This is a genomic window from Rhizobium sp. Root149 (genome assembly GCF_001427345.1).
GTDB classification, from domain to species: Bacteria; Pseudomonadota; Alphaproteobacteria; order Rhizobiales; family Rhizobiaceae; genus Neorhizobium; species Neorhizobium rhizoryzae.
In genome coordinates this window covers 119750-141724 of record NZ_LMGD01000021.1, presented here as the reverse complement: position 1 = coordinate 141724, position 21975 = coordinate 119750, and the positions used below count along the sequence as shown (strand labels likewise).

Below are 21975 nucleotides of genomic sequence, written 5' to 3'. Positions count from 1 at the left end.
CTGTCAATGTCCGGGGAGTTCGATGAACCCAAACTTTCGTAATTTCGCCCTCTGGGCGATCATAGCCCTGTTGCTGATCGCGCTGTTCAGCATGTTCCAGACCTCGCCGACTCAGACGAGTTCGCGGGAAGTGCCGTATTCGCAGTTCCTTCGGGATGTGGATGCAGGGCGCGTGCGTGACGTGGTGGTAACAGGCAATCGCGTGCTTGGAACCTATACCGAGAGCGGAACCGGTTTCCAGACCTATTCGCCCGTGATCGATGACACGCTGATCGACCGCCTGCAGGCCAAGAACGTGACGATTGTGGCGCGTCCGGAATCGGATGGCTCGTCCGGCTTCCTGAGCTATATCGGTACGCTGCTGCCGATGCTGCTGATCCTCGGCGTCTGGCTGTTCTTCATGCGGCAGATGCAGGGTGGTTCGCGCGGCGCCATGGGCTTTGGAAAGTCCAAGGCAAAGCTTCTGACAGAAGCGCATGGCCGGGTGACATTCGAAGACGTGGCAGGCGTGGACGAAGCCAAGTCGGATCTGGAAGAAATTGTCGAATTCCTGCGCGATCCGCAGAAGTTCCAGCGTCTGGGCGGTCGTATTCCTCGCGGTGTTCTTCTCGTCGGCCCTCCGGGCACGGGTAAGACGCTTCTGGCGCGCGCCATTGCCGGTGAAGCCAATGTGCCGTTCTTTACGATTTCGGGCTCCGACTTCGTGGAAATGTTCGTCGGCGTCGGCGCAAGCCGCGTCCGCGACATGTTCGATCAGGCCAAGAAGAACGCGCCTTGCATTATCTTCATCGACGAAATCGACGCGGTCGGTCGCCATCGTGGCGCAGGTCTCGGCGGCGGTAACGACGAACGCGAACAGACCCTCAACCAGCTGCTGGTCGAGATGGACGGCTTCGAGGCAAATGAAGGCATCATCCTGATCGCCGCGACCAACCGTCCCGACGTTCTCGACCCCGCGCTGCTGCGTCCAGGCCGTTTTGACCGTCAGGTGGTCGTGCCGAACCCGGATATCGTCGGTCGCGAGCGCATCCTGAAGGTTCATGCTCGCAATGTGCCGCTGGCTCCGAATGTCGACCTGAAGACGCTTGCGCGTGGTACCCCCGGCTTCTCCGGTGCCGATCTCATGAACCTCGTCAATGAAGCTGCGCTGATGGCGGCCCGCCGCAACAAGCGTCTCGTGACGATGCAGGAGTTCGAAGACGCCAAGGACAAGATCATGATGGGTGCGGAGCGCCGCTCCTCCGCCATGACCGAAGCCGAAAAGAAGCTGACCGCCTATCACGAAGCCGGCCACGCGATCACGGCCCTCAACGTTCCGGTGGCGGACCCGCTGCACAAGGCAACAATCATTCCCCGTGGCCGTGCGCTCGGCATGGTCATGCAGTTGCCGGAAGGCGACCGCTATTCCATGAGCTACAAGTGGATGGTGTCGCGTCTCGTCATCATGATGGGCGGCCGTGTTGCAGAAGAATTGACCTTCGGTAAGGAGAACATCACCTCCGGCGCGTCATCCGATATCGAGCAGGCAACCAAGCTTGCCCGTGCGATGGTAACCCAGTGGGGCTTCTCCGATATCCTCGGCCAGGTCGCCTATGGTGAAAACCAGCAGGAAGTCTTCCTTGGTCATTCTGTTTCGCAGTCGAAGAATGTGTCGGAAGCGACAGCCCAGAAGATCGATACGGAAGTTCGTCGTCTGATTGATGAGGCCTATACCGAGGCACGCCGCATTCTGACCGAAAAACACGACGCGTTCGTCACACTGGCCGAAGGTTTGCTGGAATACGAAACCCTGTCCGGTGAAGAGATCAAGGCGCTCATCCGTGGTGAGAAGCCTGCCCGGGATATGGGTGATGACAGCCCGAACGCTCGTGGCTCCGCAGTCCCGAAGACTGGTTCGAAGAAAGACGAGCCGAAGGGTGGAGAGCCTGAAAGCGGTCTTGAGCCACAGCCTCACTGAGGTTGGTATAGACGTAGAAAATTGGGGGCTGCTTGAAAGAGCGGCCCCTTCTTTGTCTGCAGTTTATGATTTGGTAACGCTATATAATCCAGATTGACGGTAATTTATGTGTTTGAGCCGATATTCTATGGCATGAGCACAGTATGCGGCCGCGCGTTTTTCGTTCGACGGCCACAGCTCACAAAGTCGCAGCAAATGCCGCGCAGGGCATCAAGGAGCATTCATGACACGCCGTTACTTTGGCACCGATGGCATTCGCGGACAATCGAATGTGTTTCCCATGACGCCGGATCTGGCGATGCGGGTCGGGATTGCAGTCGGCACGATTTTTCGCCGCGGCAATCACCGTCACCGGGTGGTGATCGGCAAGGATACGCGCCTTTCGGGCTACATGCTGGAAAACGCGCTGGTGGCGGGTTTCACGGCTGCTGGGCTTGATGTCTTCCTGCTCGGCCCGATCCCCACGCCGGCCGTTGCCATGCTGACCCGTTCTCTGCGTGCCGATATCGGCGTGATGATCTCCGCATCTCACAATCCCTTCGAGGACAATGGCATCAAGCTGTTCGGTCCGGATGGCTACAAGCTTTCCGATGAGCTCGAGCTTGAGATTGAAGACCTGCTCGACAAGGATATCTATGCGCAGCTCGCCAAGCCGCACGAGATTGGCCGTGCCAAGCGCGTGGACGGCGATATCTATCGCTATATCGAATTCGTGAAGCGTACGCTGCCACGCGACGTCACATTGAACGGCCTGCGCATTGCCATCGATTGTGCCAATGGTGCGGCCTACAAGGTGGCGCCAACTGCGCTGTGGGAGTTGGGCGCAGATGTCGTGACGATCGGCAACACCCCGAACGGTACGAACATCAACCTCGATTGCGGCTCCACCAGCCCGGACGCCTTGCGTCGCAAGGTGCATGAAGTGCGTGCCGATATCGGCATCGCTCTTGATGGCGATGCGGATCGCGTGATCATCGTCGACGAACACGGTCAGATCATCGACGGCGACCAGCTGATGGCCGTCATCGCCGAAAGCTGGCTGGATGACGAAACGCTACGTGGCGGCGGGATTGTCGCAACCGTGATGTCGAACCTGGGACTGGAGCGCTTCCTGAAGAAAAAGGGTCTCAACCTGGCCCGGACCAAGGTGGGCGACCGGTATGTGGTCGAGCATATGCGCAACAACAACTTCAACGTAGGCGGCGAACAGTCCGGCCACATCGTCCTGTCCGATTTCGGGACGACTGGCGATGGTCTTGTGGCGGCGCTGCAGGTGCTGGCGCGCGTCAAGCGTCTCGGGCAGCCGGTCAGCGAAGTGTGCCGCCGGTTCGAGCCAGTTCCGCAACTGCTGAAGAATGTGCGTTTTTCCGGAGGTAAGCCGCTGGAGGATATCATCGTGCGTCAGGCGATCGAAAGTGCGGAAGCAGAACTCGGCAAAAAGGGCAGGCTGGTTATCAGGCCTTCCGGCACCGAGCCACTCATCCGTGTCATGGCGGAGGGCGATGATCGCGCTCAGATCGAGCGGATCGTCAACGATCTCATCGGTGTTATCTCCAACGTTCGTTCCGCTGCCTGAGTTCAGCGGAAAGGTCAGATGATTAAGGGCTCGCGCCATGTCGCGGGCCCTTTTTCTTATCCGCCTGTCGGGCGCATTCATGCAAAACTTACCAATCCTCTTAGCAGGGCATTATCCTTAATTGCTCCTTAACCTTTATCGTTAATGATCCGGTTCAGTTTAGAACAACCTCGCCGCGCCGCGCGTCGAAGCAAACTGGAACTTGGAGTTCATGCCATGAGGAATACCCTGATCGGCGCACTTGTCCTGGCCCTGACGGCAGGTGTGGCTCATTCCGCAGATCTTTATCAGCCGCAGCCGGAGGTTCCGATGAACGCGCCGGAAGTGGCGGTTCAACAGAGCTCCAGTGGGTGGTATCTGCGTGGCGACGTGGGTTACGGCTTCAACGACCTTCGTGGCGCAAACTTCTACCAGGGCAACGATACCAGCCGGAAGGTAGACTTCCATCGCTCCGAACTGCGCGATGCGTTCACCGTCGGCGGCGGTGTCGGTTACCAGATCAACAACTATCTTCGCACGGACGTTACCTTCGACTATCTCTCCAAGAGCAAGTTCGAAGGCTCCACCAAGGGTGGCGGCGCGGCATTCGGTGCCTGCGTTGGACCCTGCACATCGCGTGATATCGCCAACATGCGCGCCTATAGCCTGCTGGCCAACGCCTATGTCGATCTCGGCACCTATGGCTATTTCACGCCTTACGTCGGCGCCGGTCTCGGCGGAACCTACGTGAAGTGGGACAAGCTGCGCAACACCTCCTGCGCCGACAATGGCATCGGCTGCGATACGACGGTTGAGCACGGCGGCAAGGGCGGCTGGCGCTTTACCTATGCTCTTATGGCCGGTGCGACGATCGACGTGACCTGCAACCTTAAGGCCGATATCGGCTATCGCTATCGCCGCGTTGAAGGTGGCGACATGTTCGGCTACGCCCAGAACGGCGGACCGGGCTACGACAAGGGCTTCGACGTTCACGAAGCACGCCTCGGCGCCCGCTACACCTTCGGCGGATGTGCAGCGCCTTACGTTCCGGAAGAGCCGGCCCCGGCCCCGATCGTCTACAAGTAATCACATCATTCCATGCAAAAAGGCCGCCGGGCGCGAACCCGGCGGCCTTTCGTGTTTGACGACTCGCGGCTCAAAATTCTCGCTTGATGATGTTGCGATCCACCGACCACTGGCCGCCGCCGAAGGCTGCGAAGAAGAGGGCGCCGCCCATCCAGAACAGCGAGGCAAGTTCCGCCTTTGTCTGTACCTGCTCCAGGAACAGGGCGCCGCCATCTGCCAGACGCTTCACGCCCGCCGGAGTGAAGAATTCGCTTCCGCCTTTCAGTGCTGCAATGCCCTGATCAGTCAGGAAGGCATGGCCATACGGGAACGCAAAGTGGAACCAGAGCGTGATTGCCAGCATCACGCCATTTGCAAGGGCTGCCGGACGTGTGAACAGACCAAGGGCGATCAAGGCTCCGCCAAAGAATTGCATGCCCGCCAGAAGCGGTGAGAAGAGCCAGCCGGGGTGAAAGCCAAGATTTTCGACAAAGCCGACCTGCGCCATGGGCGCCATGATCTTCGGATAGCCTTCAATCATCAACATGCCGCCGATGACAGCACGGAAAGCAACCCAAGCGAGTGGTTGAGCGAAGTGCTCGTAAAAGCCTGAGAGGAAGGGCAGATAGAGCGGGCTCTTCGAAGTGCCGCGTTCGTGGGTGAGCGGGACGGGGATAGCCATGATTTTCCTCATGATCTTGCAAGGCCGGTCCAACCGGACAGAAGGTTGGAGAGGCTGGGTCTGAGTAGATGCTCGCGCAAAAGGTGAATTCGGCGTCAGCCTTGGCCTGGCCGATGAGAGGAAGCTAAACTACCAAGAAGTAATACCTGTTGATTCAGGTCAAGTTTTTCCAACAATTTTACGACTTATGTGTAATCGCCTGATTGCGACAAATTCTGTCTTGACCCGTATCGGAACTTCCCATAGAAGCAGCGGCGGGACACCTCTCCCCAACGAGATTTGCGCGAGCGCAGTCTAACGCATTGTTTTCATTCTCAATTTGACTTGCTTCATTTGCGCCTGTGTTTTTGGCGCGTCATTCGTAATCAGATCGGCAAGCGTATCGTCTCTCATGGCGTGGCCGTATGTTTTGAACACAAGCTGTGCGTCAGCCCACCCTCCAAGCTTTGCGACTGTGATGGGGTCTACCCCTTTGTGCAACAGCGACGTTGCGAATCCATGCCTGCACGAATGGAACGTCAGCGGCTCTATCCCGGCCCGCTTGATAGGCTTTGTCCATTGCGGCTTGAGCGTATGCCTGGATGAATATTTGAAGACTTTCCCGTCCGGCTCCCGCTCCCCTTCGATATTGGCGATTGCAGCCATCAGGGGAGGCGGTAGATGGGCGTAACGTTCTTTCCCTACCTTCGTCTGCCTGATGAGCGCCTTGCGCGCTGTGAGGTCTACATCGGCCCATATGAGGCTTATGGCTTCTGATACTCTGGCGCCAGTCAGAAACATAAAGCAGCAGATCGCGCCAAGGTGCGGGTTTGCATGTTCCATGAAGGCTTGGACCCACTCCCATGTTGCGGGCTTCTTTTCCTTCGTCTCGGTCTTGAACCGTTCGACCCGGATGTAATTGCAGAGATCCATGCTTGCGCAGTGATTGATGACGGCTTGCGTCGGCACGATGAAGTTTCGATTTCTGGTCGCGCCTGATGCGTATGGGTGCATGACGATCGCGCCCTGCCTCATAGCCCCTCCGGTGATGTCCTTCACCAGAGTAACCTTCCAGTAGCCTTTCACAGCATCAATGAAGCGTTTTGCTTTGCCCGCCTCAAGATACATGTCGGCAGCAGCATCGAACGTCAGGATCGCTCCCGGGCCATCAAAATGACCTTTCCACGCTTTGTTTTCGATGTCTGAGATGATCCGCTCTGCGATGTCTTTTTTTGCTGTGCGAGTCGAGCCCCGATAGAGGACGCCGTTGATAGTGCCGCGATAATGCCAGATCTTGCCGCCTGGGCGTCGGTAGATGGTAAGGGGCATGGTCGGCTGGCCTCCAGAATTGCATCAACGTCTTTTTGTGTGAGAACCATACGATTACCCATAATGCGGCATGCACCAAGCTCCTTTGCAAAGCCGCGGAGTTTTCGAGGCGACCAACCGATATGGCTGGCTACCTGTTCCGGGGTGAATACGGCTGGCAGTTCTAGCGTGCTCATCGTCCCTCCTTCAGCTTCCGAATGGCAACTTCGTCGTCTGCCTCGGTAGTATCCTCGACATCGGCCATGAATTTCTCGAACTCCTCACCAATGAGGCGCTGCTTCGTGGCTAGGTCATCAAATAGCTTGCCGAGTGATGGGACAGGCTTTGGCTTTGCTGCGCCTTTTAGCTTCCGAATGGCGGCGGCGGTGGCTTTGAATTTATTCTGCCACCTTGGATGCCCCATGTTTTCTTGCGCCGCTCTCTCAGCCACCTTCGCCGCCTCTTCGAGAGCGTTATCCCTTGCCTCCTCTAGCTGGGAGCGGAGGGAGGTGATGGTATCGGCGGCTTCGCTCCGTTCATTCAGCAGGAAACTGATCATGTCGTCTTTGCTGGTGAACATGGACATGGATACAGGGTTTGACAGGCGTTCAACGATGTCGCTCATTTCTCGCTCCCGTTGGTGGGGGAGACTTGAAGCGCGTCAAACGTTGCGCCAAGCCTTTCAATGTAGCCTGCAACTTCACGATCACACTTCGTCATCAGTGACCGTTCCTCATCCGTAAGCTGGTCGATGGGCTTGAAATACACCTCGCTTGGCCGATGTACGCAGTCTGCTGCAATCACATAGCCGGTCGCGAATGGTCTCTTGTCGCCATCTTCAGACCAATGCCCAGCCCACATTCCTGTCGACCCGACTTGGCACACTGCGAATGGGCTTCCGTCACGAGGGCAGTATCTACCGTTGCGCCAGCCAAGCTCCCGCATTCTGCTATCGGCGTCACATAGCGCTGAAAGGCATGATGCCGTGTCAGGTAGGCGTGCCATTCTCTCCTGTTGAGCTTGCTCACATGCTGCCAGCAGCGAAGACGCTTGTTCGGGTGTAAGTCGCACTCTTTTCCCGTCGGTGGTGGTCATCTCGGCAATAACTTCTCGATTGTCGGTCTTCATTCACTTCCCCTCCGTATGCGGGGGAGCGGCTGCGCGTTCAATTGCCACAGTGATATGACGGTGCGCGACGGCCTCCAAATCCTTCATCGTGATTATGATTGTATCTTCGCCGTCTGGATCGGCAGGGCCGTCCAGTTCACAGGCGGCGGTGACGATTGCGGCAGCAACGCGGTCAACATCTACCGAAACTAGATCTGTCGGCAAAGGCATCCACTTCGTCGGGACATGTTCGTATAACCGGCTATCGTTGATTACGTTTAACCAAGGCCTCGTGGTATCCGAAAATGGTCCTAACTCCCACTTTCCGGGGAAAGGAAAGCCGTGGTAAGCGCCTCCGCAAAGAAGGATGACTGTCCCATCCTTTGGAGAGGTCGCGATGTCCTTCCACCCATCCCGCTCTTGCGGTTCGAGGGCGGAGAGAATGCGTGCGGAGTAATCAGCCTGTGCGGCGGCTTTGGCGGCTTCGAGCGTTTCGAACCATTCGCCGTATTGTGTCGTGCCGAGAAGTCTGACGGTAAATTGGCTTTCATCCTCGAACACCGTAATGATGTAGTTCTGGATCGATGACGAAGCGAAATGATAAGCGGTGTCAACGTCGCCAGCCTTCCACTCCAGCGGCCTTACCCGCACTCCAGCGATAGCGCCGGTATCTTGAGCGGAGAGGGCGGCAGAGAGGGAGGATCTAGCGGCCTGATATGCCTTTTCAGTCAATTCGTCTCTTGTTCGATAGCTATTGGCCGCAACGGCCTTCTCGAATTGATCGATCAAAGCGTCAGTTACCATTCGTGTTCTCCTCAACCTCGCCAAGTCCAAGGACGCAGTACCTCGGCTCAATGCCGAACTGCCCGCCTTGCAGGAGGTATGTGATCCGCTTGCGAATGATGCAGGTGCTAAAGCTGGAGCCTTTCGGGTCGCTGACGTAGAAACCCTTGTCATTGATCTTAACGAGTTCCAGAATGTCGCCTGTCTGGAATGCGCGGTCGTTCAAGCGAACCTCAAATGTCTTTGTGCCGTTCGCCACCGCATCCCAATATCTGTCTATGGTCTTCAGCTTATGCGTCTGCATTTGTGTTCTCCTTCTCCTGAAGGGCGGTGAAGAGGGCGATCAGGACCGCGATTGGCAAACAGCGATGCTCTCCGTGAGCATCCTCGCCAACAAGAGGGTTCTCTTCCTCTTCTTCGCTGTTCTGGTGCGCTCTGGCTTCCGACCAGAGATCTGCGGTATGTATGGATGTTCCCGTGCCTATCCCGATCAGACCGCCCCACCCCGGAAGCATACGCTCTACAAGAGCAAGGGAAGCGTCTATGCTATCGGTGAACGACGGAACAACCCAACCACCACGCGGCTCCGTTTCATCAGGCAGAGAAAAGTTCACCCTCCCGGCTGACAAGATAGAGAATGCCGCTTCTGGTGATCTGTTGAGCCAATGCTCTGGGCCGTATGGGTGCCAGCGAGCGAACACGGCAATCTCCGCATCCAGCTCTCTATCCGCGCCTGTCGCTTTACGTAGGCGGGTGAGTATGTCGGCGGTCATGCTGCCCCGCCTTTGCGTGTTTCAATCACAACACGCGGAAGAACCGCCATTCCTCGAAGCCAAGGGACGACGTGAACATCGACCCCCACCAAGCGGAAGTAGTGCGGCTTGGACGCAATAGGCCCCGCCTCAAACACCGTATGGCTCATGAGCATTGGCGATTGCATCACCTCTTGGAAATCATAGGCGCCGACCACTACAACCCAGTTGTCTGGGTCTTCGAAGTATTCAAAAAGCTCTTCGCGCATCGTCATGACCATTTCGGTCAGTTTCCTTTGCTGAACCTCAGAATATCTCCAGGTGGTCACTTTCTCGCTGTACATCTCCAGAGCATTGAGCTTATGGAGGAGACGCCAGCATAGATCAGCAAGCCATCCAAAACGGCGAATGTCTTTCCGCAGTTTGTATGGCGTCTCTTTGTAGACGGTATGCTGCTCTCTGCGCATAAAACGCAGCGTGGTGTTCGGTTTAATCATCGGCTCTCCTCCATGAAGCGGCGGGCGGCGCGGAATTGCCCCATGTTGAACGTGAGGGTGTCCATGGGCCAGATGTCCGGCATCTTGTCGAAGTTTGCCTCGCCAAGAGTGATGTCAGAGTAGCGCTTGCTGTAGGTTATTCGAGCTTTCTCGAAAGCCTTCGCAAAAGGCTCGATCACCTTCAGCGCTTCTTCGAGGCGGGCTTCTGCTGCCGCCAGCTTTGGGCTGTGGCCGTCGCAAACTGTCCCCGGCCCGTCATATGAGCAGGCACACGTTTCGGCAGCGTTCTTCTGCTGCAACTCCTCGACATGCTGCCGCAGCATTTCGTTTTCCTCTTCCAGGGCTTGGAGGGCTGAGGAGGGGTAGAGGGCATCCCCTTCAGACAATTTCCCTTCCTCGACAGTAGCGTGCAACAACCCAACGCTATTGAATACGCGGTCCACGACCGCCACAGGTGTCGGCTTACTCATTGGCGCTACCCTCTTGTCTCGTTTGGGGTGATGGGATTGGGAGGCGGTCGTCGAGGCGCATAAATTCGGCGTTGATGATTGGCCGAATATCGGTGACGATCTCCTCCGCTAGATCTCGGAAGCCCTCCGCGGCTGGCAGGCCATGGCCTTGCTGAACCGATAGGCGGTTGGCGATGGCGGTGATGATGTCGTCTCGGAACTTGGTCATGCTGCCTCGCAATCATCATCGGCAATGGTCGCCTCGGCCGCGTGGCAAAGGAGCGAGCATTCGATATTTGGTTCTTCGTCGTGGTTGCCGCGCTTCGGATCTAAAGCGTCAAGACTGATACGCTCCTTCGTCTTGCGCTCCCGCCAAAAGTAGGATCCAGGGCCAAGTTCGCGCTGCAAGGCGGCCATACGCTCATATGTTTCTGGGAAGTCGCGCCGGATCTTGTTCCAGTAGCCCATCCCGCCTTTGACACAGCCGATGCAATTGTTGTTGTGGTAGCCAAGGCGATACATGGCTGGCAATTCGATCCCGGCACGCTCAATCATTGCGAGGCAGTCTGCCTTAGTCAGGCCAGCCTCAATCAACGGCGTCAGTAGAGGCTGTTCAAAGTTTTGCTTGCGGAATGAAGCTGCGCGGCCCTTTTCCTCGAATGTGTAACCGAAGACGAGGATATCGCCCGGCTGCTGAAATTCGTAGGTGGGGGCTCGCTTCAGAACGCCGGTACACTTAGCCCCGTTTTGCCCAACCAGAAAACGTTCCTTCTCGAAAACATCCCACGTGTCCCGGTATTCGGTTGAGCGCAGGGTTTCGATCGGATGATTGAACCATCGCTGGCAATCCGCCAAGAAACGCTTGTTGTCGGGATGCTCGCTGCCAGGGTCGCTGTAGGTGATGACGATGCGATCCCTGTCATACTTCGCCAGGGTGAGCTTTGTGGCAACGGCCGAGGCCGCGCCGCAAGAGAAACGACATACGATCCGAGGCTCACCCATTGTCCTTGCCCTCCGTAGCGAGGGCTTCGACGGCAGACCGCAATCCTTCGAAAGCATCGAAAGGCACGATCCAGCACTTTTCGCCACTATCATCTTCGAAGCTGGCGAGGTGTCCGTTCCGCTTCTTGTAGGTGTCCGAGGCCGACGCGATCACATTGCTCGCCGCTTCGATCAGGCCCACCGAAAGCGTCTGAGGCGATGGGTTGTCGACATGGCGCAAAAGCTCGTCAAGCTGCTTGCCGCAACCATGCTCCCGCATCTCCTGCTTCAGATCGTTGGGCGTCATCTCCCATCGATCGAGCAGATTTCCGATAAGGCTATCTGGGGTGCTGGCGGTCATTGCTGCTGGCCTTTCTTCTCGCGAAGGACGGAAGGCGACAGGATCGAGCCGTTAACAGCGCGATAGGTCAGCGAGCCGTTCTCGTGGTTTAAGGTGCCGTCCAAGAACAGTCCTGAGCCTTCGACCATGAACCGCTCAATATGTTCCGGTTTTGCGGCCAGAACGGAAACGATTTGTCCTGCCATTTCCATAGCTGGTTCGCCGGCTTGAAAGCCTACTGCGGTAGCGACTTGCGCGATCTTGGTTAGAATGTCGGCGGCTGAGTGGCCCGCACCGGTAGCGAGACGGATCAATGGGATGTCAGCTTTCTCTGGCCTCCCTTCCTCGGGATAAATGTAGCCCAGGCCGCAATTTGCCGCCTCGTCTAGCTGGTATTGACTTGTCCAGACTACCAACGAATGTGTTTGGGGCGCGTGGCCCTCCCCTGTCTCCGCTATGGAGCGGGATGAGCGGTCGGAGAGGATGGCGCGGGCGATGATGTCCGTGAGATTGTCAGTCACGCGACTATCGGCAAAGCGAGCATGGGCTTCTTTCGCCAGCTTCATCACGTCTTCAGGTATCTGGCTCATGAGCGGGGCTCCAAGGCTGCGCGGGCGATAAAAGTCGTTTCGTGAGGTCCAAGAGGTGACACAATGGCGCACCAATAGACGGCATTCTTTGGCTTCTCGCGCCAAGTTCCGGTAAACCAATACTCAGGGCTTTCGTCGCCTTCTGAATGGTCGTTGATGCAATAGAAATGCAGAAGCGCGTAAGGGCTCATGCCGTGGGGAATTTCCTCAGAGACAGGCATCCATCGCTCGTAGCGATCGCGCATCTTTTTGACTTCCGCCTCGGCGCTCTTCAGCGCCTCCCTCAGAGCCGCTATCTCAGCGGCTTGTGAGGCAATGGTGGCCTGGTTGTCGTAGTAGGAATTACAGGCGGTGACGATGAAGGCGGCGTTGGCTTTCGCATCAGGGCCTTCAAGCGCACAGATGATGTGACGGTCATTTGCTTCGTCGTCTTTTGCCCAAACCTCAAAATATTTGAGATCGTTGTTTTCCGCCCACGGCAAAGGCGTGTGTGTCTGTGTCATTCCGATGCCTCGCATTTGAAAAGCCTCCTTGGAGGCAGTGTCTTTGTGAGTGGCTTGTGGGCCTTCTCGGCCTTGGGGAATCCAGGTGACCTGATGGACTGCTTCGGCGCCTTGAGCCCCTGTGACTTGTCGAACTGACGATTGGACTTCGCGATCTGCTTCTGGTCCTTCTTCGTCTTTCCGTCTTCGCCGCGGTGGCAGCAGTGTTTGCCGAGCAACTGTCCTTCCGCGATTGTCAGCTTGCGCTTCTTGTCGGCGTCTGGTCGCAAGCCCTCGGGCAGTATGTGATCCACCTCATAGGGCTTCCCGGCCAACACCAGCCCGCATCCTTCACAGCAGATCTGACCATCGGCGTTCTTCGATCGGTTGACGATCTCCCGGCGCTGTGTGGGTGAGAACTCGCGGCGTTTGGTCATCAGTCACCGCCGATCTGATGAAGCACTGTCGCAATCACCATAAGCACGATGCCAAGCAAGAACATGGCGCCGACCACAGCGTATTTATTTTCGCTGCTTTGACCCTTCTTTGCTGCTTGTGGGATGAGAATGACCATTGATAGGCCGATCATGAAGAGTATCCACGTCATCACGCACCGCCTTTCAAGGCAGCAATCAGCGCGTCAGCGTAGATCACTCGATATGCGGCGTCTGCCTCTGCCCAGAACCTCGCGATCTCGCGATAATCCGTCTTGTCTTCAGGCTCTTTCCTGCCGACAAGCGCCTCTGCAAAAGCAACGTGTGTGCTATCTGGCAAACTGCATGATTGGATGGCGAACCATTCGCGCTTGGTGAGGCCGGGATAGGTAGCCTCAAGAGCAGTTGGTTCAACGCCCTTCAGGATCTGTACAAGTTCGGCACGCTTGCCGGGGAAAGCCAACCCACCGTCATCAATCTTGTTCTCAGCCATCACGCATCCTCCTTGCCAGTGATCGCGGCCTCAGTCGTGCCAGCCAGGCCAGCAACCATCTTCAGCGCGTCTGTTGGGTCTACTTCCTGCATCACAGCGGATTTGCATGTGCGGTAGATCGAACCGGCCTTGTCCTTTGCCCTCTGGCTGACGCCCTTGGATTGGTCTAGATCAGCCACAGCAAGGCGCTGAGTGTTGAGGAGGCTCAGGTTAGCCTCTGTGTCGCCTTTCCAGTTCGTCGCTCCCCAGAGCATGCGTGCGGCTGTTTTAAGCCATGCTGCATCAATGGTGTCAGAGGTGGCGGGCGCGGGCGGGGACATTACACCCGCCACCTCATCATCTGACGGGTTAGGAATGGAGGCAGATCCTTCCCCGTCAGTATCCGGCAATGCTTGGGAGGGTTCGCCGGTAGCTTGATTGATCTCGGAGCCGACGTGCGCGGCTTCCTTGTTTAGCGTTTCGACATCCACGCCGGTCAGGCGCGAAAGCAGTTCAATCATTTGCTCCAAAGCTTCCTGCAATTCTGGATCGTCCAGCTCACTGAGGCTCTTCGGATACTGCATGAATGCGCCGCTGACTGTCTTCGACAGGTTGACGATCCCGAGCGCAAGCTTGATTGCTTCGTGCGCTTCTTCCTTCGTCTTCCAAGGCGTCTTGCACTGCTTCAGGACGAGCCCGAGAATGGCCCACCACTTGCGTTGTAGGACGCGATCTTTCTGTTCCGTGATCTTCACAAGGACAGTCGCGCCGCGGCGATAGCTATTGATCCGTTCCTGATCGAATGGAGTGGACGGGACAAGCCGCCCGCCATCCACAGTCATGCGCAATGCTGGATAATCGCTGCTGCTCATATCAGCCTCCGATCGCCTTCAGGCGGCGCTTCTTGATTGCAAGGGCGATAGCCTGGTTCTGTTCGTCGCCGTCGAAGACCGACAAGGCATCGCGTGCCGTCCATGCTTCTTCCACGTCTTCTACCGTGCTCGCCTGTGCAAGATCCGCCTCTAGCGCTTCAAAGAACGCATTGGCATCAAACTCTTCGCCATCGTCCGGCTGATCAGCATCAATGCCTTCGGCAACGTGGTCGATGATTTCGCCATCCAGAGTGATCTGCGTTTCTGCTTCCACTGGAGCAGATGGCGGCACTGGTGGCTTTGGTGGTTGAGGAGGAGGCGTAACATCGCGCATTTCAGCGATCTTGCTGCCTTCATCCTCGTCGTAGATGCCAGAGAATCCGAATGCGTAACGAGCTGCTTGGATCATTGCTTTGTGCCGCAACATCCTGTGCTCCATCTTCCATGGGTCAGTGTTGCGCTTGCACTCGGCAAGATACTCAGTGACGGTTACCGGACGGCTGCGGTCCTTTCGGTACATCTTGCATGTGCAGGAAACCAACTTGCTGTCGGCATGTTCGAACTCGAACTCGAAGCCGTCGCATGCTGGATGAGAGTTTACGAGATTCACCCACCCATCTATGGAAACTACAGGAACGATGCCGCCACCCTTTGCCGGGAACGCATAGATCTCTTTTGTCAGAGGGTTGAGGTCATATTCCTTCGCGACCATCATCAGCGCGGCGAACTGTTCGTTCGTATGCTGTGACGGCATTACCGTTGAGCGAACAGTAGATTCAAAGGCGCGAGGGTCCATGTTGAACTTCTGCGCCATCGTGGCGATCAGTGACGGGCGTGGGGCCTCTGTCTTGGTTACAGCGTTCACTTGGCGCTCCTGATTGATTTGTAGATTGTCCATGCACTGACGCCGTAATGGGCGACGAGGACGCTAACTGGAGCGTTCCATTGAGTGCGTTCGAACACTATCGACCTAACTTGCAGATCCGTCAGGCGGCGGGATGGGTGGTTCTCTCCGATCCGCTTCGTGCCGTGAAGGATTTTATCAGCTTCGTTCTCAATCGGTAGCTTCCAAGACAGGTTGCTAGGTCTATTGTCGTGTCGAATGCCGTTCCCATGAGCAGCATGGTGAGATGGCGACGGGGCAGGACCGTGGAACGCTTCGCACACAAGGCGGTGAACATAAAACCGTTTAGATTTACCGTTCACACGGATCGTAATCCCCCTATAGCCCTTGCCGTTGTCGTATCCGAACCCCTCTTGAGTAAACCTTTTAGCCCATTTGTGCGTAGGCCTGAGGCGACCGAGATTAGAGGCTTCCCAACCCACAAGACTTCTGACTTCTCTCCACTCCTCGATCATCGTAGTGAAGCCCTTTCTTCGACAACCACCCCTGGGATATTGGCGCGTCCGGCATCCAAGGCTCTTTGTGCCAGCTTCCGAAGAAGCTCTTGGACATCTTCGCGGTCACACATGTAGACAGCTAGAGCCTTCCAGTCGGTCACATCCTTCAGGACGATCTTGACGGCTACACTTGCCGCCTTGCCATACGTCGGCTTGATGGGCGCAGGAGCGGTTTCTGTCTGCGGGCGCTCTATCACTGCGGCGGTGGCCGTTTGCTCTCCACGCACCTCCTGTGTGGCTTTGCGGGCCTCCTCTTCAGCCTTGCGCTGTTCCTCGCGTTGGGCTCGAAGCTTTTCCGTCTCGAAAGCGCCGATCGCATCACGTACCTGATCCGCGCCGGCCTTGGCTTTCTTCACCAAAGGCTGCCATTTCGCATCGACTGCCTTCCCGGCTTCCAGATGAGGTTCCTTTTCCTTCGTCCGAACCTTGTCAGCTTCGCGTGACAGCTCATTCAGCCGGTTGCGGAGTGACAGAGCTTTCGCTGCCGTCTCGTCATCTGTGACCTTGGAATAAGCCGCGATGCCAGCCAGAGCAGCCTCGATCTGGTCCTGAAGAGCTTCAGCTTCATCAACGCCTCTGGAGTTCTGAAGGCTGCCAGGCACAGGCGGCTTGATCTGTGAGGCAACTACCTTGTCTTCGTCTGACCAGCCCTTTCCATCAACTGCGTCCTGATAGGCCTCATAGCTGACTGGATGCCAGCAGCAGCTTGTCCAGATGGCTTCAGCGTTTGCTTCGCGACCGTTGCGGTAAGCCAACCAGTTGCCGCTATCATCCTTCCAGATCGCGACTGGTTCGAACGGCTTATCCTTGCCATACCGGATGCGGTAATAGCCTTGCTGCGGGTCTCCATCGTGAACAAGCAGATCCTTAGAGCCGATCTTGGACGGGTCTTTCAGAGCTTTCTGCCACCACGCCCAAACGTCGACCACCTTCAATGCGAGTGCGCCTATCGTTTCCATGTCGCCACCTGTTCCTGCTGATGCTTCGCGGCCTCTGCGCTATTGGCGTGGCCGATGAAAATCCCGATGAGAACGATCACAGCGCAGCCAAAGCCGGTGATTGCCATGTTCGCCGTCGTGAATATTGATGCCAGTGCACTGTCGCTTCTGGCGCGTTCCTCGTGCTTGGAGAGGATCTTGATGATCGGAACAGTTGCCGATCGGCATTCGCCTTGAGCGCAGTCGCAACCGTTGAAAGCTCTGATAACGCAATCCTTGGTCATGACCGGCCCGGCTTTCCGATTTCTGAGGTTGATTTCGCATGAGGGGGTCCCTTCCTGCTTTCGTCTTCCGAGGTTGATACGGTCACTGTTCACTCCCTTGCTCCTTCGGTAGCCAGGCCGATCCGTGTAGTGCTCCATTACTCGGAGCGGATCGGCCTGGCGGGCTATGACGCTCCTCTTCGGCTTTAGCTTTGAGGAAGTTCGCTTCGATTAAGGCTGAACCAATCATCTCTGCGACGGCTGGAACAATCGCGTTTCCTAAAGCTCTAAGTCGGTCCACCCGTCCGGTAGTCCCATCATCCACTCGGCATATCTGGGGTTCACGGGACCACCAATGGCGGTGCTGAGTGAGGTGCCTCCCTGTGAGAATTTGCCCTTCCGATACCCGGTCTCTGAGGCTAGAGGGGTAGGCAACAATCCAGACGCGATCCCTCCTGTGAGGCGCGCCAATGGCGTTGACGGGTATACAGTGCCACTCCGCATCGTACCCGATCGAAGCAAACTGCCGGAGCATGTTTCCCAGTCCTCGAGTTCGTAGGACGGGGGAGTTTTCGATAATGACGGCGATCGGCCTGATTTCGTCGATGAGGCGGAAGTACTCCTCCCAGAGACCTGACTTTTTGCCTCCGAGACCTGACATTCTTCCGGCGAGGCTGATGTCCTGACAAGGGAAGCCTCCAGTGATGACATCAACGGAAAGTCCATCTTGTCGAAGAGAGTTGGCTGATAGATTTTTGATGTCATTGTAGCAACGAACCTCCGGCCAGTGCTTTGCTAGGACCTTCCGCGGGAATTCCTCGATCTCGCAGAAGGCGACTGTCTCGAAATCTCCCGTTCTTTCGAGACCGAAGCTGAAGCAACCGATGCCGCTGAACAGGTCGAGGACGCGAAGCTTGTTCATGCCGCCACCCTTAATTGACTCGTTACCCGTGCCCGGTAGTGTCCGCCGCAAAGGGGACGGGCATGGCAGACATGGATTGGCTGGGAATTGAGGGGTGGTTCGCCTTCACGACGGAGACCGTCGAAGGCAAGACCTTCATCGACATGGAGCCCATCGACCCCGACAGTGACGTTCCGACCTGCGAATGCGACTATCCCGACGTGGTCAAGCACGGGAAGCGCCTCGTCCACTTTCGCGACTACTCGCATCAGCGGAAGGAAACCTACCTGCGGATCGAGCGTCAGCGGTACCGTTGCCGCGGCTGCATGACGCTTCTGCTCCAGCCTCTGCCGTTCATCGATCTCAAGCGGCGGATGACGATCCGCTTCCGTGACCAGCTGGCGGAGGACGGGGTTGCGCACAAGTTCGTGGTAGGCGGGAGCATCAACGGGGTGAAGGAAAGTCTTGTCCGCCGAGTGTTTAAGGACCACGCCGCGGAGCGTCTCAAGAACTATACCTACGATCTTCCCCGGGTGCTCGGCATGGATGAGAAGGTTCTTGGTGGGGTGCCGCGCTTCGTCGTCGGAGACGTTGAAAACCGAAAACTCTTGGACATCGTCAACTCTCGAAAGCAAACGAACCTTGAAGAGTACTTTTCCCGATGGGACTTCCGCGACCGCGCTAAGGTTGAGGTCATCACCCAGGACATGCACTGGCCCTACAAGACGCTGAACGAGACGTACTTCAAAGCCGCGACCGTCGTCATCGATAAGTTCCACGTCCTGCGCTACGCCGATTTTGCCGTGTCCGAGGTCAGGAAGAGCATCCAGTCCAAGGTCGACAACGATGAGCGTATCAAGCTCAAGAACCAGATCGGCCTGCTGCGGGCGCGTCCCGAGCGACTGCGGCTGGGTGACGAGTTTCGGCTGAAGACCCTGTTCAAGCGCCACCCGGCGATCGAGCAGGCGGTGCTGTTCAAGGAGTGGTTCTACGACATCTACCAGTGCGAGACCCGAGCCGAGGCCGAGAAGGCTTATGACAGCTGGCGAGAACTCCTTCCGAAGGAGCTGGAGCATCCGTTCCGAAAGGTGCTGTCCTACATGCGCGAGAAGCGCTGGCGACGGCTGATCCTCAACTACTTCGACCACCGATACACGAACGCCTATGTCGAGGCGACGAACAATCTCCTGGACGAAATCAGCCGCGGCGGCAGAGGTTACGACCTGGAAACGCTCCGAGCGAAAGCCTTGCTGCGATACGGCAGGGTCCAGCCGATGGACGAGAAGTTTACCTTCGACATCAGTCGCCTCAGCGAGGACGAACGGGACAAAATTGCGAGCACGGTCATTGGTCATGGCGTGGACCTGTCAACCTTTGAGCGGGATTTGAGAGGGGGTGCGTTCTGGTGACGTTTCCACCCTGAAAGTCGGATAGCCACCGGCCCTCCGCTTTCGCGATGGCGTCTCGCATCTTCCCGATAGTGCTGTCTTTGTCAGCCATCTCGATTGAGAAGTGCCCGTGGCGCTGCCTTGCGATTTCAACAAGGAATGGCATTGCCTCTTTAACCGCCTCCAGAAGATCAGGAGCGGCGGCTATCAGGCGGGCGTCTGCAATGCGCTTAACCTCATCGTGAAGGCGAAGGTCAGTTGCCTGGGTAGGGCCATGGACAGCGAAAGACGGGCCAACTACCTCTACCCATCCCCATGCACGTTTATTCAGCTCAACCTTCCAAGGCCCCGGAGTGTGCTTGTGCTCGCTCATACCCCTACCTCCAAGGCGCTGTAGACCCGCTGGCGAGGTACGGAGACAGGCTCGGAAGAACCGTCTATAGCCTCTCGGAATGCCTCATGAGCGGCCCGACCGATATGGCAGCTATCGTTGTAAAGCTCGCGAGTGATCTGCTCCCAGAGCCAGCTATGCGAGCCGACACGGCTCAGCGTGTAGGATCCAAACGCATTCTCAGCATCAAGCCGGATAGACGACACGACGAAAGCGTACTTGTCGAAATCAGGATCGTCTGAGGACAGCGTTGCTGTGCCGTACAGCATCATGCCGATGATCGGCTTGCCGTTGTCATCCCGTGGAGAAAGTTCTTCGAATTGGAATTGGATCTGCATTGCGGTGCCTCCGCTTGATCGGTTTACCAACCCGCTCCGTTACGAGCGGGGTCTAAGCCGGTCAGGCTGCGAGCCCAATCTGGAAGACGACATCGAGCGGCCTCGAAAGGCTTGAAACAACGTCATCAACTTGATGAGGGAATATACGGTAAGGGTCGTAAGATCCGCCCGATGAGTAGCGATAATCGCCATCCTCAAGAGCTACGAGAGCGGCAAACATTGCCTCGCCATAGGAACCCCAATTGTGCGGGTAATAGCGCGTTCCTCGGCGAGTAACCGGCGTTGCTGCCCATATGATGTTACCCATGCTTGCCATCGTGGATCCCCATCCGTTGTGCGAGCCGTTGTGTTCGCTTCGATGGGGAGGATATTATGCGCAAACGGATAAGTACGCAACAGGAAAAATGCGCAAACGGATAAATTTGTTTGCTGTGGCGCATAATCGCGGATAATCTGACCGCTCCAAACAGGCCAGCGGATTTCGGTATGAGCGCATCAGCAGTGAAGTGGGCGAAGCGTCAAACAGTCGATGACCGAACTGTCACGGCAGTTCTGTTAGCGATTGCGCGGCTAGCAAAAGGAAACGTCTGCGCGAGTACGCAGGGGGCAATAGCCTGTGAAGCGAATCTGAAGGAACGGTCTGTGCGAAGCGCTCTTTCATGCCTTGAGCACTTCCAGATGATCCGGCGCGATCGTCGTCAAAATTGGACCAAGAAGGGAAGGGCGGCGGACTTCATCACCCTGGCTTTAGATCAAGATTTCAACATCACGAAAGAGAACATTATGAGCCATCGCTCCATGGGACCAACCGGCACGGAAAGCGGTAAAACGCAATGGGACCAACCGGCACGCCATGCCGGTGCGCCCATGAATGAAAATGAGCATCCGCCATATAGAGTACGCGCGCGTAGCGTAGTAGTGGATTCCTCACCGTCATCTTCATTTCTCAGCGTCAGCGTTTCGACGCGAGTTCGCTATGAGCGGGGAAGGGATAAATGGCGCGCTAGCATCACGGCATACGGCGTGACGATGGAGCTGGGGCGATTCGACACAAAGTCTGAGGCTGAAGAGTACGCCGAAGGCCAAATGAACGAGGTTATCAGAACCTCGACCGCAAAGGCTGGGACGCCAGCATTCCCCAAGTTTGACCCTTCAAAAGCCAATCTTAACGCTCCAGACCTCGGCAGGTGGCTGTTTGGCTATGAGGGTGAAGATGACTCAGAAGGCGCCGGCGAAGCCGGTGCTTCGGGTCAAGGGACGAAGTTCCTTGCGGGTATGGGCGGAGCCCATGAACCAACTGAGTTCTACGCTGCGCGCGATTAATCAAGTTTCAAGCTGCCTTGAATTCCGCCAGACGTTGCGGTTTTTTTTAATTGCGCGCGAGGGATAACAGCAAAAATCTCGCCAACCCACTCAAGTGAAACGTTCTCGATCGGCGCAGCGTTGAAGGACATCAGAGTGATCGGGCTCCCGCGCATGATTGTTTTGAGAAAGCGCCGACCGTCACTGGTGCGAACTGCAGCGTCTTCACCAAAGAAAGCGGCCACAGGCTTTTTTTGGTCTCTGTAAACGACGAGGACGTGACCATCCTTATAGACCGGAAGCATCGAATCGCCCCTGATTTCCAAGGCCATCATGTCGTCCGGCAATGGGAATGGAACGTGCACCTGGTCAAGGCCTTCTGGGGGAACCTGCTCAAACTCAGGCATGATCTCTGCACCTGCGCCAACGTATCCCATGATCGGTACTGGATACCACCCGCCATCGTTGGAAGCCGGACCATCAACCGAAAGGCGCTCATACGCATCATTGATCGCATCGCGACGATGCCCTTCTGGTTCTGCACCTGCCAACCAGCGGTTAACTGTCGATTGTGAAACGCCTAAATGATCAGCGAGCTGCATCTGTTTCCAGCCGCTAGCCTTCATGATTGCGCGAATTTTATCCGGGATCGTGACCATGAGCCGACGCTAGTTCGCCTCGCGCTGAAAGAAAAATGCGTTCACGGATAAAAATCCGTTGCAATAAATCCGTTTGCGCATATTATGCG

General features: G+C 56.6%; 30 protein-coding genes. 5 read left to right on the top strand and 25 right to left on the bottom strand.

The genetic code is table 11. The features are described 5' to 3' along the window. Positions 1 to 22 precede the first annotated feature (22 nt). The 3 genes from ftsH to ASD54_RS16160 all read left to right on the top strand — a co-directional run bounded on the left by ftsH (position 23) and on the right by ASD54_RS16160 (position 4598). Positions 23 to 1957, top strand: coding sequence for an ATP-dependent zinc metalloprotease FtsH (ftsH, locus tag ASD54_RS16170; RefSeq protein WP_062555659.1), 1935 nt, complete (start codon positions 23 to 25; stop codon positions 1955 to 1957). A 223-nt stretch (positions 1958 to 2180) separates the two neighbouring features. Further along, complete coding sequence (gene glmM, locus ASD54_RS16165; protein WP_062555658.1) at positions 2181 to 3533, top strand: phosphoglucosamine mutase; 1353 nt, start codon at positions 2181 to 2183, stop codon at positions 3531 to 3533. A gap of 216 nt (positions 3534 to 3749) precedes the next feature. After that, complete coding sequence (locus tag ASD54_RS16160; protein ID WP_062555657.1) at positions 3750 to 4598, top strand: outer membrane protein; 849 nt, start codon at positions 3750 to 3752, stop codon at positions 4596 to 4598. Positions 4599 to 4668: 70 nt separating this feature from the next. Here ASD54_RS16160 and ASD54_RS16155 read toward each other — a convergent pair whose 3' ends face one another. The 22 genes from ASD54_RS16155 to dcm all read right to left on the bottom strand — a co-directional run bounded on the left by ASD54_RS16155 (position 4669) and on the right by dcm (position 17829). Further along, on the bottom strand, positions 4669 to 5259 hold the full coding sequence (locus ASD54_RS16155; RefSeq protein WP_062555656.1) for a DoxX family protein: 591 nt from the start codon (positions 5257 to 5259) through the stop codon (positions 4669 to 4671). A gap of 294 nt (positions 5260 to 5553) precedes the next feature. Further along, positions 5554 to 6567 carry a site-specific integrase gene (locus ASD54_RS16150; protein WP_062555655.1) on the bottom strand — a complete coding sequence of 338 codons (1014 nt, stop codon included), beginning with the start codon at positions 6565 to 6567 and terminating at the stop codon, positions 5554 to 5556. Positions 6568 to 6739: 172 nt separating this feature from the next. Further along, complete coding sequence (locus ASD54_RS16145; protein WP_062555654.1) at positions 6740 to 7171, bottom strand: hypothetical protein; 432 nt, start codon at positions 7169 to 7171, stop codon at positions 6740 to 6742. After that, positions 7168 to 7674, bottom strand: coding sequence for a hypothetical protein (locus tag ASD54_RS16140; protein WP_062555653.1), 507 nt, complete (start codon positions 7672 to 7674; stop codon positions 7168 to 7170). Before ASD54_RS16140 ends, ASD54_RS16145 begins: the two co-directional genes overlap by 4 nt. Further along, positions 7675 to 8457: a hypothetical protein gene (locus ASD54_RS16135; protein ID WP_062555652.1), complete on the bottom strand. Its 783-nt coding sequence runs from the start codon at positions 8455 to 8457 to the stop codon at positions 7675 to 7677. Continuing rightward, a complete protein-coding gene (locus ASD54_RS16130) occupies positions 8447 to 8740 on the bottom strand; it encodes a DUF3850 domain-containing protein (RefSeq protein ID WP_062555651.1) in 294 nt (97 codons plus the stop codon). Before ASD54_RS16130 ends, ASD54_RS16135 begins: the two co-directional genes overlap by 11 nt. Then, complete coding sequence (locus tag ASD54_RS16125; RefSeq protein ID WP_062555650.1) at positions 8727 to 9209, bottom strand: hypothetical protein; 483 nt, start codon at positions 9207 to 9209, stop codon at positions 8727 to 8729. The genes ASD54_RS16130 and ASD54_RS16125 overlap by 14 nt, the downstream gene beginning before the upstream one ends. After that, positions 9206 to 9685, bottom strand: coding sequence for a hypothetical protein (locus ASD54_RS16120; protein ID WP_062555649.1), 480 nt, complete (start codon positions 9683 to 9685; stop codon positions 9206 to 9208). The genes ASD54_RS16125 and ASD54_RS16120 overlap by 4 nt, the downstream gene beginning before the upstream one ends. Next, positions 9682 to 10155: a hypothetical protein gene (locus ASD54_RS16115; protein WP_062555648.1), complete on the bottom strand. Its 474-nt coding sequence runs from the start codon at positions 10153 to 10155 to the stop codon at positions 9682 to 9684. The genes ASD54_RS16120 and ASD54_RS16115 overlap by 4 nt, the downstream gene beginning before the upstream one ends. Beyond that, entirely contained in the window at positions 10148 to 10363 is a 216-nt protein-coding gene (locus tag ASD54_RS16110; protein WP_062555647.1) for a hypothetical protein, read from the bottom strand. The genes ASD54_RS16115 and ASD54_RS16110 overlap by 8 nt, the downstream gene beginning before the upstream one ends. Further along, entirely contained in the window at positions 10360 to 11136 is a 777-nt protein-coding gene (locus ASD54_RS16105; RefSeq protein WP_062555646.1) for a hypothetical protein, read from the bottom strand. Before ASD54_RS16105 ends, ASD54_RS16110 begins: the two co-directional genes overlap by 4 nt. Continuing rightward, positions 11129 to 11476 (bottom strand): hypothetical protein, encoded by a 348-nt coding sequence (locus ASD54_RS16100; RefSeq protein WP_062555645.1) that lies wholly within the window; start codon positions 11474 to 11476, stop codon positions 11129 to 11131. Before ASD54_RS16100 ends, ASD54_RS16105 begins: the two co-directional genes overlap by 8 nt. Next, on the bottom strand, positions 11473 to 12045 hold the full coding sequence (locus ASD54_RS27315) for a hypothetical protein (protein WP_244484776.1): 573 nt from the start codon (positions 12043 to 12045) through the stop codon (positions 11473 to 11475). Before ASD54_RS27315 ends, ASD54_RS16100 begins: the two co-directional genes overlap by 4 nt. Further along, the gene (locus tag ASD54_RS16090; protein ID WP_156379260.1) at positions 12042 to 12548 is read right to left on the bottom strand and encodes a hypothetical protein; all 507 of its coding nucleotides are present in this window, start codon (positions 12546 to 12548) and stop codon (positions 12042 to 12044) included. The genes ASD54_RS27315 and ASD54_RS16090 overlap by 4 nt, the downstream gene beginning before the upstream one ends. Beyond that, positions 12545 to 12964, bottom strand: a complete 420-nt coding sequence (locus tag ASD54_RS16085; protein ID WP_062555643.1) for a hypothetical protein — start codon at positions 12962 to 12964, stop codon at positions 12545 to 12547. Before ASD54_RS16085 ends, ASD54_RS16090 begins: the two co-directional genes overlap by 4 nt. Next, a complete protein-coding gene (locus ASD54_RS26660; RefSeq protein WP_156379259.1) occupies positions 12964 to 13116 on the bottom strand; it encodes a hypothetical protein in 153 nt (50 codons plus the stop codon). Before ASD54_RS26660 ends, ASD54_RS16085 begins: the two co-directional genes overlap by 1 nt. 17 nt (positions 13117 to 13133) lie before the next feature. Next, positions 13134 to 13454 carry a hypothetical protein gene (locus ASD54_RS16080; protein WP_062555642.1) on the bottom strand — a complete coding sequence of 107 codons (321 nt, stop codon included), beginning with the start codon at positions 13452 to 13454 and terminating at the stop codon, positions 13134 to 13136. Next, the gene (locus ASD54_RS16075; protein ID WP_062555641.1) at positions 13454 to 14305 is read right to left on the bottom strand and encodes a hypothetical protein; all 852 of its coding nucleotides are present in this window, start codon (positions 14303 to 14305) and stop codon (positions 13454 to 13456) included. Before ASD54_RS16075 ends, ASD54_RS16080 begins: the two co-directional genes overlap by 1 nt. A 1-nt stretch (position 14306) precedes the next feature. Next, positions 14307 to 15119 (bottom strand): RecT family recombinase, encoded by an 813-nt coding sequence (locus ASD54_RS16070; protein WP_156379258.1) that lies wholly within the window; start codon positions 15117 to 15119, stop codon positions 14307 to 14309. 541 nt (positions 15120 to 15660) lie between these two features. Then, complete coding sequence (locus ASD54_RS16060; protein ID WP_062555638.1) at positions 15661 to 16665, bottom strand: hypothetical protein; 1005 nt, start codon at positions 16663 to 16665, stop codon at positions 15661 to 15663. Next, on the bottom strand, positions 16653 to 17021 hold the full coding sequence (locus ASD54_RS16055) for a hypothetical protein (RefSeq protein ID WP_156379257.1): 369 nt from the start codon (positions 17019 to 17021) through the stop codon (positions 16653 to 16655). The genes ASD54_RS16060 and ASD54_RS16055 overlap by 13 nt, the downstream gene beginning before the upstream one ends. Then, positions 17011 to 17829, bottom strand: a complete 819-nt coding sequence (dcm, locus tag ASD54_RS16050) for a DNA (cytosine-5-)-methyltransferase (RefSeq protein ID WP_082547242.1) — start codon at positions 17827 to 17829, stop codon at positions 17011 to 17013. The genes ASD54_RS16055 and dcm overlap by 11 nt, the downstream gene beginning before the upstream one ends. Positions 17830 to 17891: 62 nt before the next feature. On the opposite strand from dcm, the gene ASD54_RS16045 reads away from it, so the two are divergent. Beyond that, a complete protein-coding gene (locus ASD54_RS16045) occupies positions 17892 to 19217 on the top strand; it encodes an ISL3 family transposase (RefSeq protein ID WP_062555636.1) in 1326 nt (441 codons plus the stop codon). Positions 19218 to 19565: 348 nt separating this feature from the next. Here ASD54_RS16045 and ASD54_RS16040 read toward each other — a convergent pair whose 3' ends face one another. Together ASD54_RS16040 and ASD54_RS26655 are read right to left on the bottom strand one after the other, a co-directional pair. Further along, on the bottom strand, positions 19566 to 19925 hold the full coding sequence (locus ASD54_RS16040) for a hypothetical protein (protein WP_062555635.1): 360 nt from the start codon (positions 19923 to 19925) through the stop codon (positions 19566 to 19568). 61 nt (positions 19926 to 19986) lie between these two features. After that, positions 19987 to 20232 carry a hypothetical protein gene (locus ASD54_RS26655; protein WP_156379256.1) on the bottom strand — a complete coding sequence of 82 codons (246 nt, stop codon included), beginning with the start codon at positions 20230 to 20232 and terminating at the stop codon, positions 19987 to 19989. Positions 20233 to 20411: 179 nt separating this feature from the next. On the opposite strand from ASD54_RS26655, the gene ASD54_RS16035 reads away from it, so the two are divergent. Continuing rightward, complete coding sequence (locus ASD54_RS16035; protein WP_156379255.1) at positions 20412 to 21248, top strand: hypothetical protein; 837 nt, start codon at positions 20412 to 20414, stop codon at positions 21246 to 21248. Here the strand turns inward: ASD54_RS16035 and ASD54_RS16030 are convergent. After that, a complete protein-coding gene (locus tag ASD54_RS16030) occupies positions 21245 to 21886 on the bottom strand; it encodes an XRE family transcriptional regulator (RefSeq protein WP_062555633.1) in 642 nt (213 codons plus the stop codon). The two genes, ASD54_RS16035 and ASD54_RS16030, sit on opposite strands and share 4 nt — an antisense overlap. Positions 21887 to 21975: the final 89 nt, after the last annotated feature.